Annotated in this window: 12 protein-coding genes; 8 read left to right on the top strand and 4 right to left on the bottom strand. The window is 54.3% G+C overall.

Annotation, left to right across the window (positions count from 1 at the left end; genetic code table 11):
- Positions 1-43: 43 nt before the first annotated feature.
- From DXD68_RS10085 to DXD68_RS10075, 3 genes are read left to right on the top strand one after another with little or no spacing between them, the layout of a single operon-like run.
- On the top strand, positions 44-3,886 hold the full coding sequence (locus DXD68_RS10085; RefSeq protein WP_117600164.1) for a phage tail tape measure protein: 3,843 nt from the start codon (positions 44-46) through the stop codon (positions 3,884-3,886).
- A gap of 12 nt (positions 3,887-3,898) precedes the next feature.
- Positions 3,899-4,876 carry a DUF6046 domain-containing protein gene (locus DXD68_RS24750; RefSeq protein WP_004293595.1) on the top strand — a complete coding sequence of 326 codons (978 nt, stop codon included), beginning with the start codon at positions 3,899-3,901 and terminating at the stop codon, positions 4,874-4,876.
- The gene (locus tag DXD68_RS10075; RefSeq protein WP_004293594.1) at positions 4,867-6,192 is read left to right on the top strand and encodes a hypothetical protein; all 1,326 of its coding nucleotides are present in this window, start codon (positions 4,867-4,869) and stop codon (positions 6,190-6,192) included. Before DXD68_RS24750 ends, DXD68_RS10075 begins: the two co-directional genes overlap by 10 nt.
- 9 nt (positions 6,193-6,201) lie before the next feature.
- On the opposite strand, the gene DXD68_RS10070 is transcribed toward DXD68_RS10075, so the two are convergent.
- Positions 6,202-7,392, bottom strand: a complete 1,191-nt coding sequence (locus DXD68_RS10070; RefSeq protein WP_224200102.1) for a toll/interleukin-1 receptor domain-containing protein — start codon at positions 7,390-7,392, stop codon at positions 6,202-6,204.
- Between the two features lie 81 nt (positions 7,393-7,473).
- Here DXD68_RS10070 and DXD68_RS10065 point away from each other — a divergent pair, with 81 nt between their 5' ends.
- The 5 genes from DXD68_RS10065 to DXD68_RS10050 all read left to right on the top strand — a co-directional run bounded on the left by DXD68_RS10065 (position 7,474) and on the right by DXD68_RS10050 (position 13,637).
- Positions 7,474-8,364: a hypothetical protein gene (locus tag DXD68_RS10065; RefSeq protein ID WP_004293592.1), complete on the top strand. Its 891-nt coding sequence runs from the start codon at positions 7,474-7,476 to the stop codon at positions 8,362-8,364.
- Positions 8,361-10,049 carry a hypothetical protein gene (locus DXD68_RS10060; protein ID WP_004293591.1) on the top strand — a complete coding sequence of 563 codons (1,689 nt, stop codon included), beginning with the start codon at positions 8,361-8,363 and terminating at the stop codon, positions 10,047-10,049. Before DXD68_RS10065 ends, DXD68_RS10060 begins: the two co-directional genes overlap by 4 nt.
- Before the next feature lie 325 nt (positions 10,050-10,374).
- Positions 10,375-10,578 (top strand): hypothetical protein, encoded by a 204-nt coding sequence (locus DXD68_RS24485; RefSeq protein ID WP_229032691.1) that lies wholly within the window; start codon positions 10,375-10,377, stop codon positions 10,576-10,578.
- 329 nt (positions 10,579-10,907) lie between these two features.
- A complete protein-coding gene (locus DXD68_RS24480) occupies positions 10,908-12,320 on the top strand; it encodes a hypothetical protein (RefSeq protein ID WP_229119251.1) in 1,413 nt (470 codons plus the stop codon).
- Between the two features lie 6 nt (positions 12,321-12,326).
- Positions 12,327-13,637, top strand: a complete 1,311-nt coding sequence (locus tag DXD68_RS10050) for a hypothetical protein (protein ID WP_118158624.1) — start codon at positions 12,327-12,329, stop codon at positions 13,635-13,637.
- 85 nt (positions 13,638-13,722) lie between these two features.
- Here the strand turns inward: DXD68_RS10050 and DXD68_RS10045 are convergent, their stop codons facing one another.
- Genes DXD68_RS10045 through DXD68_RS10035 form a run of 3 tightly spaced genes read right to left on the bottom strand, consistent with a single transcriptional unit; the run spans position 13,723 to position 16,604 of the window.
- Positions 13,723-14,487 carry an ABC transporter ATP-binding protein gene (locus DXD68_RS10045; RefSeq protein ID WP_004293588.1) on the bottom strand — a complete coding sequence of 255 codons (765 nt, stop codon included), beginning with the start codon at positions 14,485-14,487 and terminating at the stop codon, positions 13,723-13,725.
- Positions 14,484-15,464 carry a FecCD family ABC transporter permease gene (locus DXD68_RS10040; protein ID WP_004293587.1) on the bottom strand — a complete coding sequence of 327 codons (981 nt, stop codon included), beginning with the start codon at positions 15,462-15,464 and terminating at the stop codon, positions 14,484-14,486. The genes DXD68_RS10045 and DXD68_RS10040 overlap by 4 nt, the downstream gene beginning before the upstream one ends.
- A complete protein-coding gene (locus DXD68_RS10035) occupies positions 15,465-16,604 on the bottom strand; it encodes an ABC transporter substrate-binding protein (protein ID WP_004293586.1) in 1,140 nt (379 codons plus the stop codon).
- Positions 16,605-16,626: the final 22 nt, after the last annotated feature.

The following is a 16,626-nucleotide window of genomic DNA, read 5'->3' as shown; positions in this document are numbered from 1 at the left end:
GCCCTTGCGGAAAGACTATTCTTTTAACGCAGTACCCATTACCATGGCTCAGGAACAGAACTATCAGGTCAACTACTCCATCAACGTGGATGCCTCTCAGGGCACCAAGCAGGTTATCGCCTTCGGTGAGGCGGTAGGCAAGCTGGTACAGGCGAAAGCGTCCCTGACTCCGGCCGTCACGAACATCAAGAATATGATGGACGAGATAGACCGCGTGTTCCGCACCAAGAACGGCAAGAAACGTAATTTCGATTACCGCCTGACCATCGATACGAAAAAAAGCGAAGAGAAGCTGGAACGTATCAAGGGGTTACTCACGGATATTTCCACGCTTTCCAAAGGCATCAGCCTGACCATCAATGCCGGTCAGGCTTTGGACAGCAAGAAAATCAAGGCCAATGCCAAAAGCCTTTACGAGAAAAAGGCTGCCGAGATGCGCAAAGCGGAGATCGAAAAGAATGCCGCCTCGTCCGTTGGCACGATGACAGACGCGCAGAAACGCATTACCAAAGCCATCGGGAAAATCAACTCCGCCCTGGTTTCCATGGAACGTGACCGGGAACTGCAAATCAAGACCGGGACGGCGGAAAACAGGTTGCAGCAGATACTTTCCCTATTGGGTCGTATCAAAAGTGCTTCTGTCATTTCTTTCAACATGCAGGGAGGCATACCATCCGAAGGACTCACACCTTCCGTTCCGGTGCCATATGCTCCGCAGGCCTTCGTAATGCCCGAAAAGGCCCGGCAGAAACTGATGGAACGGCTTTATGCAGGACAGCAGCTGCATCGCCAGAAACTGGCCCACGCAGAGGAGGTCTTTGCCGCAGAACAGCGCCGTAAGGCGGCTCTGGCAGAAACGGCCGCAGCGGAAAAACGGCGTGCCGATGAAGTGCGGGCTAAGGAACGGGAGCGCAAGAATGCCGCTCGTGCTGCGGAGCAAATACGCCGGCAGGCAGAACAGGCACGCCGTAAGGCAGAAACGGAACGTATAAAGGCCGAGCAGGCTGCAAGACGGCAGGAACAGCGCAATGCGATGCAGTCCGTCAGGCTCATGCAGCGGGAACATACTGCAGCCGGTACGCTCTACCGCAGTAAACGCCGTGCCGCCATCAACCGTATCCAGTATTCGAAAGCGCCGTCACTCAGGAACCTCCCGTTCGCTTCGATGCTCAATGCCTATATGGGTTACAGCCTGATCCGTTCGGAACTGACGAAGGCCATCGACTATTCCAACATCATGGAATCGGCACATTCCATCCTCCGTGTGGCGGACAGCGACCTCAAGACATTCGAGAGCCGTTTTGACAGTATGGCCCGTCATGTCCGTAAAATCGGCATCGACACGAAATACACAGCCGTGGAGATTGCCGGTGCCGTCAAATACCTGTCGATGGCGGGCATGAATATCGAGACAATCAACAAGTCCATCCGCCCGATCACGAACCTGGCACTTATCGGTGACAACGACGTGTCGTATATCGCCGACCTGGCCACGAACATCATGGCCGGTTATGATATCCATAACGACAGCATGGACAGCGTGGCGGACATTATCTCCTCCACCATTTCCCGCTCGAATGTGAATATCGTGGAGATGGCGGAGTCATACAAGATGGCTGCCGGTTACCTGCGTATGGCGGGCGTGGACTTCACGGAAAGCAGTGCCGCCATCGGTCTTCTGGGCAATATGGGTCTGAAGGGAACACTGGCGGGAACCTCGTTGCGTGCTCTTTCCACACGTTTTGCCAAACCTACCAAGGAGGCACAGGAAGTTCTGGACCGCCTGGGCATCCGGTTCACGGAAATGCGTGACATCGAGGGGGTGCAGGTCGAGAAACTCCGTCCTATAGCGGACATTTTCGAGGAATTGAACAAGAAGGGCGCGTCGATGGCGGATGTCCAGGCAATCTTCGGGAAAATTGGCGGTAACGCGGCGATGATGTTCCTGAAGAACTACGACAAACTACGAGAACTGACTTCATATAACCGGGGTTCCCAGGGCGTTTCCTCGGAACTGGCATTGGTAAAGCAGAATACGACCAAGGGATTGTGGGCGCAGGTGACCTCCCAGCTGACCGAAGGGTTCATGCAGGCATACGAGGTGTTGGAACCCTCTATCCGCACTGTGCTCCGCACTTTTCTGGCAAAGTTCAAGGCTCCGGAATTTACCCGTGGCCTGGTGTCCATCGGGAATGCCTTGTTGGACATCTTCACCGTGATCGGCAATATCGGCGCATGGGTGACCCGCAATTTCCATTGGATAGAACCGCTTGTCTTTACAGGCGTTGTCGCGACCCGGCTGTTCAAGGTGGCGGGAGCCCTGACGAATATCGGCATCGCCATGGGGTTTATCGGCAAACAGTCTGCGGCCACGACATCAATCAGTGCCGTGCAGGGGCTGCTGGGGGCAGGCGGTATCGGCAAGGCTTCGTTTGCCCAGAAGCGGGCCATCGTGTCGGCCATGCAGTCCGCAGGCGTGGCGGGACGGGGAGCGATGACCCGCGCCTTGATGGCCGGGGGCGGTGTCATCGGAGCCAAAGGAGTCCTGCAGTCGCTGTTTGCCACACAGGTGGCTACCGGCAGCGGACTGACCGGTGCTGCCGCCTCGTTGAGTGCCATCAGTACAGGCGCGGTTGCCGCCACGGCAGGTATAGCCGCATTGGTCGGGGCTTTGGGATGGGTGGCTTACAAGACCTGGAAGATAAAGGAGGCGAAGGATGCCGTACTGGAAGAGATCGAATCGAACCGCAAGTACCGTTATCCGTCCATAGAGGCACTTTACTCCTCCCTGAGCGAGACCTATAACATGGCTGTCAAGACAAAGCGTGCCGTGGACGAGGTTGTTGCCGGCAAAAGTATCGAAGAGGCTTCGGGACATAAAATCGGAGCCTTCACATCCAACTGGTGGGCCGGGTTCTTGGGGGAATTTGCCATCGCTTCATCGGAGGGGATGGTATCGCGAGACCATGTGTATAACATGGACAAAGCCCGTCAGGATGACATAAGGGATGCGCTTGTCACCCTTGCCAAACGCGACAGCCAGACACGTATCGATGCCGCCTACGCCGAGTTCGGGAAGATGGGTACGGTATTGGAAGTGGACGCTTTCCTCAAGACGGTAAAGGAGCGTTTCGGGCAACAGGAGAAGGATCTCGACAAGTCTTTGTGGCGTATGCAGGACGGCAAGGCAGTCTATGTGAATGATATCGGGGACAGGTCGGAAGCGGTTGCCGCCCGCACATACGACTATGCCCGGTACATGAACACGCAGACCGTTCCGGAGATTGTGCGTGCCGCCACCGCCTATCGTAATGCCATATCGAGTGCCGCCAATGCGCATGAGCTGATGCGTAAGGGAGGGTTCGATTTTGACCAGCTCAGGGCCTGGGGATTCGAACAGGATAAAAACGGGCTGTGGAAACAGCGGGCACTGGGGCAGAACGCCACCGATGCGCAGCGCGTAGACAATATCGCGCATCGCAAGCTGGCACATACGACACTCGTGAAGTTCTTTTCATCGCTCCGGCAGACTTTCGGAGGTTCGGCGGAAGCTGCCGAAAACATCCTCCGCATGGCGGGCTTCACTCCCGACCAGTACGGCAACGAACCGGATTCCAACGATACACGTCCGTTTGCTGCCAATCCGATTACCAACACGCATCTGGATGACGGAGGGGCCGGCGGCAACTATTCCGGCACGGGACGGTTGTCCTCGGCGGCACCGAAACAGGTCATCGTAAACATAGAGAGCCTGCTCAGTGTCAGGACCATCGACCTGATGAAGTCGAAGGAGGGGCAGACGGAAGAGATACAGAACCTGAAAGAACAACTGGCACAGGCACTCATCGATGTCGTGCATGACTTCGATGCCTCCTGGAACGCATAAAATGAAAGGATTATGGGAAGACTGATACAAATCGCGGCCTCGACTTTGTTGAGCGGAGGCATACTCAACCACGGTTCGCTTGGCGGATACATCAGCAACGCCACGCGTCTGGCGTTGGGCATGGGGCTTGCCGAATTACAGGACGGGCAGGTACATTACTTCTCCAGGCACCATGACCTGCTCAAACGGGCAGCCATACAGGTTGCCTCGCAGACGGCTTACGGGTTGCTACGTTCCTATCCCCGATACCTCAAATACTGGGAACAGCAGGTGCGGGACAAGTATCTTCAGACACAGTCGCAGTCCAGCCTGGCGAACAAGACCGGGCAGTACTACCAGCTCATCAGGGAACAGCAGGCGGTGGCGCAGAAGAAAAACCATATCGATTCCATCGTCGGCCGGACAGTGGCGGATTTTCTGGAACTGTCCATATCAGAGGAGGGGAAGTATTATGACAACAGCGAGTGCAAGGTTTTGCCGAACAGCCGGTATGGACTGGTGACATTCGTGGACCTGGGACCGCAGGTACAGGTCAGCAGCCGGAACAATATCCTGCTGACCCGGGTACAGGGGCGGGACTATACCCGCAAGGAATATATATCCGGGGGTGACCTCGAGATTACCATCAACGGCAAGATCACCTCCAAATACCCGGACGTGTATCCCGAGGCGGAAGTGTCCAAGTTTATCAGGCTGGTACAATACAAGGGTGTCATCGATTGCGACAACACGGTATTGCGCCAGTTCAACATTTCACGGTTGATTATACAGGGCTATACCTTACAGCCTACGGATTGCCGGAACGTGCAGCCGTATTCGCTGAACTGTGTCGCCGTGGAGCCATCGGAAGCCGTGGAACTGAAACTGGCGGAACAGGAAAAGGTGGACACGGCCATCAAGCACACGAACAAGTGGATCAAGTATGTTAAATTCGGTACGGAGGTCATCGACCCCGCCTCGTTGCTTAAACTGACACGTTTATGGGTATAGCTGCAATGGATATCCTCTGCTGTCGCATCACCATCGGGGATGCCGACCCATCCAATCCGATGAGGATACAGAACGGCGTGGAGATTACGGAAGTCCAGTCGCTCGAAATCAACGAGAGTTACAAGAAGCTGATCGGAACGGCCAAAGTGATATTCCCGAAAGGGTCGGTATGCCGCTCCACGATTATCGGGAACGTGACATTGGAGGGCAAGGACGTGTCGAGGATAACGACGGAGGTGATGCAGGACGGTGTCATCATCGAGAAACGCAGCGCGCAGCGTCTGGTTGACGAGACGACATTCAAGGTCGGACAGCGCATCAATATCAAGCTGGGCTACAACGGCGTGCTGAAAAATATGTTCGACGGATACATTACCGGATACAATTCGGACAGCACGCTGGAAATCCAGTGTGAGAATATGGCCTACAAACTCAAACTGAAACAGGCACCTCATTTCGAGACCCCGGCGAAAGGGACGACGGTGAACGAGGTGCTGGAAGGCAAGTATAATATCCTGAAAGATACCGGCTTCAGGATACACTCGGATACGAAGCGGTTTGAGATACATATCGGCAAGGTAAAGGTCACGGACAACTTCACGGTAGCGGATATCCTTTCCGAATGGTCGAAGTACAAGGTCTACTGTTTTTTAAAATACGATGCCGATGATGACGGGGCCATACCGTCCATTGCCGTCGGGCGTCCTTATTCGTCCAGCAAGGCTCAGCCGGTATTCCCGGAGGATGAATCGACAGGACCGTACAGGATATACTTCAACGAGCATGTGGCGCAGAGCAACCTGAAAGTGGTCAAGACCGATCCGAAGTTTTTGGCGGTGACGGGCAAGGCACTCGGGACGGATGAAAAATTCTTTGAGGTGACAGTACGCATGAATCCTGAATACGACCCGGCGACGCCGGGCAGCAAGGAGTTTCAGACGGTCAATGCCACGCAGATTTCAAAAAAGACGCACAAAGTAACGGGCAACACGACGGCATCAGGAGCGAAGACCAGGACCAAGGTGGATTTATCCACATATACCATCGTACCATATATGTCACCTCATGTCGGAATCAATTCCGACCGGCTTGTAGAAGAGACGACGGAATACTTTCGGAATTACAATCTGAACGGAATCACCGGCAATGTGACAGTATTCGGGGATTTCGGACTGTCTCCTGCCGTACAGGTGGAACTGATCGACTACCGTAATCCTTCCAAGAACGGCGTATACCTCGTGGAAGAGGTAACGACTACTTTCGGGGTGGGTGGATACAGGCAACAACTGAGTATTCCGTATAAAATTAGGAAATAAGATTTACCGTTATTCAACAGGAGGAATTTCTATCAATGGTTCTTCGTTTATTACCTTGATAATATTCGGAAGTTCGCTATTGTATTTATCGTCAGTAGAGCAATCAAAACCTTTTCTTCCACTAATGAAATCCGGTGTCGAAGTTTCAAAAGACCCTTTGCGTACAACCGGTATAAATTTAGTGGTTCCCTGATTGTTATATATTTCATGTGATATTATACCCCCTTCATAAGCGGCACCTCCTTTACCGGATTCAGCTTTCTCTTTATACTTTGGAGTCAGAATGCACAGAACTTTAGTTGCCTTACGGATGCTTTCAAGCATAAATTTAGGCAAGTCAGTTCCATGAGGTTGATACTGGTCTATTTGAGCATCAATCCCTCGTCTTCGCAAATCTTTGGCGAAAGTTTGAATCCAATTCATAAAGACATTGTCTTCTACCTCCCACGCATACGAAATCAACACAAACGGCTTGTTTTTATTCACAATTGGTTCTTCCGCCACTTTATTGAGAATTTCAGGCAGAGGCGTATTATCGATTGTAGGAATGTCTACATCTGCCCAAGGATTCAAAGCTTCTTGTATCGCATCTTTTGGAGTATTCATTAGCAGCAGCCTGTTTATTTTGATAGACAAATCTTTGAGGAATTTTTGTACATCATTCTCATCAAGAGCTAAAAATAAAGTCCTATACCATTTAATTCTTGATGTAAATTCTTCCTTTTCCCGCAATTCTGCCATATATTCCCCATATGTATGAGGTAACGACAATGTTGTTAAATATGGCCTGATTGTATTATAAAACAATGGTCCATCTACATACAGCGGCGCATAATCATTTTCTTTGTTCGATCCGATAATATTCCAAAGCTGTTCATATATATCTGATCTACTGGTCTCTTTTTCATAAATTGTCCGCTCAAGGGAAATTTTAGGAATAACACACTCTCCCCCATTTATAACATCGGCACCATTCTCCGTAAGAGCTATAAAATCTCTATCTTTTAAGTAGAGATAGCCATTATCAATGAGGGTATTTACCAGGAAATACAATATACCCAATTGATTACGAGTAAATTGCTTTTCAGCTGCAAATCTAAAATTTCTGAGCATGTTACCTTGCCCGGCTTTAAAGCATCTTGATTTTTGAAAGAAATCAAATATATATGTAATATAGGATTCTAAAATTTCTTGTTTCATAAGTAATATCATTGTCTTTGCAAAAGTACAAAATAATTGGCAACCAATAAACTATGCTCCTCCTATTCTTTCAAAAAACTCATGTCTTCAGACAAATCCAACCAGTTGCTTATCCGTGAGGCTATCCGCAAGATAGCCTTGGGACGGAGTATGGAGCGTATCAATCTGGCTCCCGGAGGCATGTCCGGTATCGGTACGGCCCGCATGATACACGGCTATGTCGCCAAGATACACGACAACCCCTCGGACGAGGAGTTTTCCGACTACGGCGGTACCATTGATGTCGGCGAGTACCCGGACGAGACGGCCTCCGCCGAACCTGTTATCCATAAAGGCGTGTTGCTCTCGGCCGCCACCAACAGCGAAGGCGGCTTCCTGATCGTCCCCGCACTTTTTTCCGACGTGACCATCTTCATGGATGCCGCCACCCGTTATGCCTATGTGGTTAACTTCTCCCATGTGGATATCCTGCGGCTCAATGCCCGCACGGAAACCGTCATCGGCGTGACCGAAATGGAGGAACTGGATCCGGAAAACGACTCTTCCCCGGACTACGACGAACTGGAAACCACCGGTAACGAGACCTCCACCCACTATACGCCGACGGCCGTCACAACAACCGTTAGGAATGACAAGGACAAGGAAGCGACAACCGTTATCGATGCGGAAAGCATCACGCATACGGTGGACAAGTCTGAAGTCAGACAGACAGCAGATAAAGTGGTACAAAAGGTCAATTCCACGACCGTTGCCGTTGCCGACAACAAGGTGACGCTCGGTGACGAGAATGCCACCGAGCCGCTGGTTCTGGGTAATGAGCTTGCCCGGCTGATGCTCGACTTCCTGACGGAATGTTCGAAAATCATGACTCCCACACTGATGGGCACGATGTCGCCGATCAATATGCCGAACTTCATCTCGCTGACATCACGTATCCAGAAATTTCTTTCCAAGACCAGCTATACCAAATGAGCGTACAACTGCATCCCGATATAGAAACCCTCGACAAGGAGAGCCTGTGCTATTCCATCTATGCACAGCTGTACCATAACTTTTTCAATGCCCAGCAGAAAAAGGACGACGAGCATCCTTACGGCATCGAGGAAGGCGACGAGACCAGCCTGAGACTGAAGAATACCGCTTACGGTTTTGCATCCGCCATTGCCGGAGCCGTTACGGGAGAAGGCGGTTCCGGAAGCGGTGGCTTGCTGTTGGATTACCTGAAGAAATCGGGCGGTGACATGACCGGCAAGCTCAGTGCCAATTACGGTTTCGAAGCCGGCATTGGAAACACCCGTATCCTGGAAACCTATTCGCAGGACATTACCGATCCGGAAGGTGTGGTAACTGCCATCGAGTACGGTATCAGGATTACCGGCAACCTGAAAGTCGGGGGCGACAGCCTGCATATCGGCGGCAGGCAGTTGCTCCGTTACGACGCGGACAAGGCCACCGCTACAATCAACGCTTCCCATATAGACTTTCTGGATGCGACGGTACATTCCAAAGGGGCATGGATTATCGGGGACGAGGATACAGGAATATCCATCTCCCCGACACGGCTGGCCGTGGGCGGGCAGGATGTCTATCATCGTGGCAACGCCAATACGGACACGGTGGATTGGACGATGCGGGACGGCATGGTGAGACGGAATCTGACGGTGCGAGGGAGTACGGTCATGGATGGCGGACTGAAAGCCTTGCAAGGCGTGGAACTGGGCGACAAAGGGAAATGTCTGCTTTCGTTTTCGGAAGAGGATGTCGCGCTCGGCGGGTTCCTCTCGTTCCTGGACGGATTCGGCATCCGGATCGGAGATGTTCCCGTACTGCTCTGTACCGACAAGGACAAGATACAGTTCGGGAGTATCGGCGGTGACCTTCTTTTAGGCGGCGACCATACCCCGAAGATACGCCTGTTCTCCGGCATATCGGACGTGGACGGCGAGTGTCTGATGCTTTCCCCTTACGGAAAGGCTTGTTTTCCGGGCTCGCTGACTGTCCGCCACAACTACGGCGCCGACCTGCTCTCCTCATACCGGGTAGACACTTCCGATGAAGGTATCGTTATCCACAAGCGCTTGCGGATGGGCACAGCAGAGGGATTTATGTTCACAGGCGACAGGGAGCGCGTATCGCTTTCTTCCGAGGTAATCTACGAGGAAGAGGACGTAAGGACGGCTATCCCTCACAGCACGGATTTTTCACACCGTCCGTCCGTGAGCTGTTATGCCCCGCAGAACCGTCACAGCGAATCGTTCCATATCCGCACCGATGCCGATTTCGTTACGGTCGCTGTTCCGTTGGAAGCAGCCGGGCATATCGGAATCCATGCGTCGCCCACCCGGATTACTGACAGAATCCTATACTTGACAGAGGCGTTACGCCTGCAAGCGGTGGAGGACGGTATCCGGCATTACGGAAACAGCGTCTTTACCGGGTCGCTCTCTTCGGAGTTCTTTTCCCCGGGCCTTTCCGGAAGCGGATGGGCTGTCCGCCGGAACCGGACGACAGGAGGCGTCTCCGCCACATTCGACGAGGTGGTGGCCCGCCGTAAGTTCCGCGCCTATGAGTTCGAGGTCGAAAAGACTTCGGTAACCAACGGTTCCTTCTGGATCAGCGACAGCTGTTCGGGAGACACCGTGGAAAAACTGTCATAATCCATGTCCGTATTCCGTTATCCGACATACAAGATCCGTATTGCCCCCGACTCGCAGAAGACACAGGGACTGCAAGCCGGGGATATCATCCGCAGGCAATATGCCGAACGGGAGCGTACCGTCTATTCGCTGATGTGCGTGACAGAAACCGGAACGGAGCTTGTCGGAGACAAGGACGCCCCTTATTTCATCGGGGCATTGCTGGACGGGGACGAACCGCAGGGCGGTGAACTGCTGGACTTCGTGCGGATTACCAACCTGTTCGATACGGCACGTAGCGGCGCCTTGTACCTGACGGCTTCTGACAGCGATTCACCCTATATGGATGTCATCGACGGCATGGCGACCGAACGCTCCCTGTGCTATCCCGTCATGGACGGAGGCATGGCGGGAGTGCCGGACAAGTCCAGGTACGCCGTTTATGGCAGCATGCTGCAAACGGAATATCTGGATGCCGATTCGGAAGCGACACGCATTGTCCGCATTATCCGCAACGCGGAACCGGCAGGAAACGCTTCCTTCGGGCTGATGCTGACATTGGAAGAACCGGTCGGATACCCGGAGCGCCTGCTGGTATCGTTCAAGGTCAGGTCTTCCAAAACATCAGGTTCCGTACCGATCCGATTCGGCTATACGAACCGTGAAAAGACGGATGCGGAAGATGAAATCTCCATCGGCCGGGAATGGAAGTACAAGTTATGGGTCATCACCGTGGATTACCCGGCACAGTACAGCCGGAGCCTGTTTCTTGACCTGACATCAAGCCTGGCCTCCGAGGGGGACTGGTGCGAGGTCGCCGACCTGAACATTGTTCGTCTTGCCTCCGTATCCGCTTTCAGCGAGGCGAGCAAGGCCCGTGTGGGAAAGGTCAGCGGCATCATCGATCCGGTCTTCGGCATGTTGGATGGTTACGGGGCCTATTTCCAGAATCTCTATGCCACACGCAATGTCAATATAGCCGGCACGCTTACCGCGGGAGACGAGAACGGTTTTTCAAGCACGTTTTATGTGGGCAAAATCCACAAGAATGTCATACCCGACAGCCTGTCCTGCCGGTTCAGCCATTCGGAAGAGCTGGATGAAACATCTCCCGCCGGACTCGGGCGGTGTGTACGGATAGCCGGAGACAGTCTTCTTGGTGCGCAAAGTGCCGCCTGGCGGGAGGCTCATACAGGAGTCTGTTATTGTTTCTCAGTCTGGATAAAAGCGGAAGATACGGCAGCCATCCGGTTCTATCAGGATGAACATCTTGTCGGTGATCGGACGGTGGCTGCCGGTAAAGGATGGGTCCGTTATAATGTCCCGTTCCTCATACGCGGGTCAGATTCCCCCGTCATGTGTCTCGGCATTGCCGCTTCCGTCCCCCTGTCGTTGTCCGCCCCTCAATTGGAGGCCGGAAGGAACGTGACCCCCTATCAGGCGACCGATGAAGCCTTGTCCTACACGGACGATTACGGTGCCTGGTTCAATAAGGGAGGTATCGGGGGTACCATACAGAATCCCCTGTTGCGGCTGAACGAAGACGGCTCGATCGTTTCACGGGACGGTTCTTTCGTCATCCATCCGGACGGGACGGGCCATTTCGCCTCGGGACGGTTCAAGTGGGGCAAGGATACCATCGAACTGCGCGATGTGACCATCCGCTGGGAAGACCTCGATGAGGAGGCGCAGGAACTGCTCAAGCCCCGTTCCGTCTCCCTGACAGGCGGCACGGCGTTCCATTTCAAGGACGAGCTTTCAGGCGCATGCGAGCCGGAGAATATCCCGCTTGTGGCGACCGAATACAATTTCGAGCCGGAAAGTCGGCAGTGGGAATACCTTGCCGTTGACGGCATATGGAAAGATGCCGGATGCAATGCCGCCGTATTTGAAATGACACCCCCGTTTCATGGCTGGGAAGGGCGCGACGTGCTGACCCTCCGCTACACGGCAACATACCGTAATGAAAAAATCAGTGCGACCCATACCTTTTTCAAACTTTACGACGGATCTCCCTCCTATACTGTTTATGTGGAGTCTGAAAACGGCACGACATTCCGCAACGGAATCGTCTCGACGGTACTCCGTGCCAGGGTGTACAGGGGCGGTGAAGAGATTACATCGCTCATTCCCGACGGCAATTTCCGCTGGATACGGACGAGCCGCGATACGGAGAGTGACAGGATATGGAACGCCGCACCGCGTTACGGCAGGGAGATAGAGATAACCGGCGGGGACGTGTGGCGCAAGGCCGTTTTCGATTGCGAAGTGGAAATAACAAATAACCGATAATCTATTATGGCAGTAAAAGTAGCCCGCGGGCAGGTCACCATCATCGACCAGAACGACGCGGTATCGTTGCAGGCATTCATCGGCTCCTCGCAGCCCCTGACACAGGTGTACAACAGAGACAACAATGCCTATGCCCCTTCGTGGGCGGCTTCTCCCTATCTGGTACTTACCCCTTCGCTCTTCGTCAGCGGTCAGGCGGCGACCGACCAGATCACCTCGGTAGGCAATGCCGCGACGCTTACGGCAGGCGTGAAGAGCGGCTCGGCCAAGTGGTACAAGAACGGTACGGCGATCGTCTCCGGACAGGACAGCTGCACCATCGGCGCGGCATCGGCCAAGTATGCCCTTACCGTCAAAGCCAACCACATGACCGTTTCCGCTCCGCAAGTGCGTTATACTTTCGAGGCGGTTTACATCGACGCCAACGGGCTGGAGATTCCGTTCCGGGCGGAGATTCAGTTCACGCAGCACCTGAACGCCGGAGCGATGATCGCCGCCGTGGCGTATGCACCCGACGGCATCGTATTCAAGAACGACGAGGTGGCGACGCTCAGGGCGCATTGCGACCTGTGGCGCGGAGCCTCTATCGACACGACGAACGTCACCTACGCGTGGGGCATCAAGGATTCGGCGGTATTCGCGGGCACGACACTGACAGCTGCCGCGGCAGCCGGAGCCACGACCATAACGGTCGCTTCGGTAATGAACATGGAGGCGGGAGGCAGGATAACCATAGGATCGGCACAGTACACCATTTCGGCAGTCAACGCCTCCACGAAGGTCGTGACGCTGACCTCCGCACTGAGTGCCGCAGCCGCATCGGGAGCCGCCGTTTCGTGTCCCTACTACAACTCCATGCTGGGTGCCGGCTGGGCATGCCTTACCTCGACCAATCCTCGGGGCGTGACGGCAGGCTGGACGACAAACGAAATCACGATTACGGCAGATGCCGTTCTCAACTTCGAGACCTTCAAGTGCGCCATCAAGGATACGGACACCTCGGCGGGCAACGCCTCGGCGAACAAGGTCGTCTGCGACATCATCTCCTTCACGGATATGTCCGACCCCATCACGGTTGATCTGGTCAGCCAGAAGGGGTTCACCATCAAGAACAACGGCAATGACGTGGATGCCAAAGCCGTGTTATATAGGAGCGGTGAGGAAATCGACACGGGCGGGACAGCTTATACCTATACATGGAAACTGTGGAACTCTGCCGGGACTTCCGTCGTGAAGACCTACACGGGAAAATCCATCACGGTCTCGAAAGCCGATGTGACGGGGAAAGGCGTGCTGATGTGCGAGGTATCGAAATAAACGACATGTCTTACAACGAATACGAGGGTGCCAAATACTTTTTGGGACACCCTCATTGCGTCTGACGTGTTTCCCGACAGGAAAGTCAGTCTCTTGGCATGGATTTCACGATCCCGCTCACGGGGTCGAATTGTACGGCGGCATTGTTGAACAGCCGCTCGATATGCCCGCTGCGGATCATTTCGGAGGTCGGCAGACAGTGAAGGACGGGCGTATCGATAAGGGCTATTCTGTCACTCAGCGAGAGGGCTATATCCAGTTCGTGAGTGGAGAACAGAATGCATTTGCCCTCAGCATGCGCTAACCGTGCGAGCAGGGAACACAATTCGTAACGGTTGGGCATGTCAAGAAACGAGGTCGGCTCGTCCAACAGGATGACGGGCGTTTCCTGAGCCAGAGCACGGGCTATCATAATGCGCTGGCATTCACCGTCCGACATCTTATCCATCGTGCGGCCGGCATACGCCTCCATTCCGACCGAAGAGAGCGACCGCATGACGATTTCCCTATCTTGAGGCTGCATGCGGCCGATCCAGTTGGTGTAAGGGGCGCGGCCGATAGCCACGACATCCTCGCACCGCAGGTTGGCGATGCGTGTGCGCTCGGTCGTGACAAATGCCAGTTGCCTTGCCTTCTCCGGAGTTCTCATGTTTGCGATACAATGTCCGTCGAGCAGGATTTTACCGCAATAATTATGATTCAGTCCGGCTATGGCACGGAGAAGTGTAGATTTCCCCGTGCCGTTCCTGCCAATAAGGGCAGTCAGCTGTCCTCTTTTGAAAGAGGCATCGACCTTATCGAGAAGCCTCTTCTCTGCGTAGCCTATGGAAAAATCGCACAGTTCTATCATACCGTCATCGATTTATTGCGTAAAACCACCCATACGACTATCGGGATTCCCAGCAGTGCGGTAATGGCATTTACGGGCAAAGTGAACATTTTGGAAACGATATCGCAAAGAAGCAATACCGCCGCCCCCGAGAGAAGGGTTCCCGGCAGGAGCACGCGGTGGTCGGCCTCGCGGAAGAGCATCCGCGCGACGTGAGGCATGGCAAGACCGATGAAGCCGATCGGGCCGCAGAAAGCCGTTACCGTGCCGGCCAGCAGCGTCGTCGAGAGAAACAGCAGACCGCGCGAACGGCGGATATTCAGTCCCATCGTTACGGCATATTCCTCGCCGAAGAGCAGGAGGTTGAGCGGTTTGATCGTCCATACGGCCAGCAGCAACCCGACGATGACCGACGGAAGGAGGATGGCGAGCTGCGGCACCGTCACGTCGCCGAGCGACCCCATCGTCCAGATGACGAACGCCTTTAACGCCTCCTCTTTGCTCAGATATTGCAATATCTGCACGACAGCGCTCACGCCTGACGAGAACATCATACCCAAAATCAATATCACCATAATGTCCTTTATGCGGTGTCCGACGGCAGCGATTACGAGCAGCACGACGGCCGCACCCAGCCAAGCCGCTCCGGCGATGCCTATCGACGAGCCGACGCCTGCCAGCACCACGAGCGCCACGCCGAGGCTTGCACCCGAGCTGATGCCCAGCACGTAGGGGCCGGCCAGCGGATTGCGGAACAATGTCTGCATCTGCAAGCCGCTGACCGATAGCGCCGCCCCGGCCAGCAGAGCCACAACCGCCTTTATCAGCCGTATGTTCAGTACGATTTTCGCCGTAGTCCGCGGGCAGTCGCCGCCCGTCAGGGCCGCCCATACGTCGCCGACGGGAATGCGAACCGCGCCCACAGCCAAATCCAACAGGAAGAGGCCGACCGTAAGCACGGACAACGCGGTGAACAGGATGACGGGGCGTGAACGCATCTATTTCAGTTGTTTGTAGTATACGAAATCTTCTTCGACCAACTCGGGGTGGAATATCTTCACGAGGTCGCGCAGAAGAAGGTCGGGATTCACGACGGCCGATTCGTAGTAGTCGTTGCCTCCGGCGGCATTGGTGCGGGCGTTGTTGTTATAGACATAGCCGTTTCGGACGCAGCGGGTATCGGCGAACTTCGGGCAGGCGGCTTTCAGTTCGTCGAGTGTGTTCGCCATGCCGACGTTCAGCCACATATCGGCCTCCGAAGCGAGCAGGTATGCCTCCTCCAAGTCGATAGGCGTCGAAGAGTTGCCCGTGTTCTTCTTGTAGATGTAGTCGCCTCCGGCGTCGGTAATCAGCCGCACGGCATAGTTTTCCGTCGAGGGCATGAACCACGAATCGCCGTAGGGCGTATTGAGCATGACCGACGGGGCATCGAGAACGGCACCGGACACTTTCTGTTTCAGCGCATTGTATCGGATCGGAATATCCGCGAATACCTTTTCGCCCTTCGCGCGTTTCCCGACGACCTCCGAAAGCGCCACCAGCCATTCGGCTTTGCCCAGCGGAGATTCTTCGAGATAATCGCCGACATACATGAACGGGATGCCGAGCTCCTTGAGTTTGCTCTCCATCGCACTGGCCCCGTTCACGCCGAAAAGCAGCACAAGGTCAGGGTCGAGCGACAACAGAAGTTCATAATTGATATTTCCCTCGTAACCCACGTCGCCGATGCTGTCGCGGCGTGCCTGAATGTCGGGATTGGAGATATAGTCGAGTCCCGAAACGCCGACCACACGTGCCGTCTCGCCGATGGCGTCGAGCATGGCGATATGGGTCGAGGACATCGCCACGATGCGCTGCGCATCCCCTTCGAGGACCTGCCCGTCGAAACCCTCGGGAACGGGTTCCCCGTTACGGGAGATGAACAACCGGGTGGTGACGCTATCCGCGCCCTGCCACGGATTCATGACGGAAACCAGCACGCTCTGTCTGCCGTCTGCTCTTTCAATCTTGAATCCCGAGGCATATTCGGGAGCGTAAAGCTGTTTGTTGAAATCGGCAAGTTGGGAACTCTTGCCACGACAGCCTGCAAATGCCAGCGCAAGCAGCACCATCAGGCTCAAATTCTTTAATACTTTCATATCATTACCTTATTTACGTTTA

The sequence above is a fragment of the Parabacteroides sp. TM07-1AC genome (assembly GCF_003480915.1).
GTDB classification, from domain to species: domain Bacteria; phylum Bacteroidota; class Bacteroidia; order Bacteroidales; family Tannerellaceae; genus Parabacteroides; species Parabacteroides chongii.
Note: the sequence above shows the minus strand (reverse complement) of the source record. Positions and strands in the feature narration are given on the sequence as shown.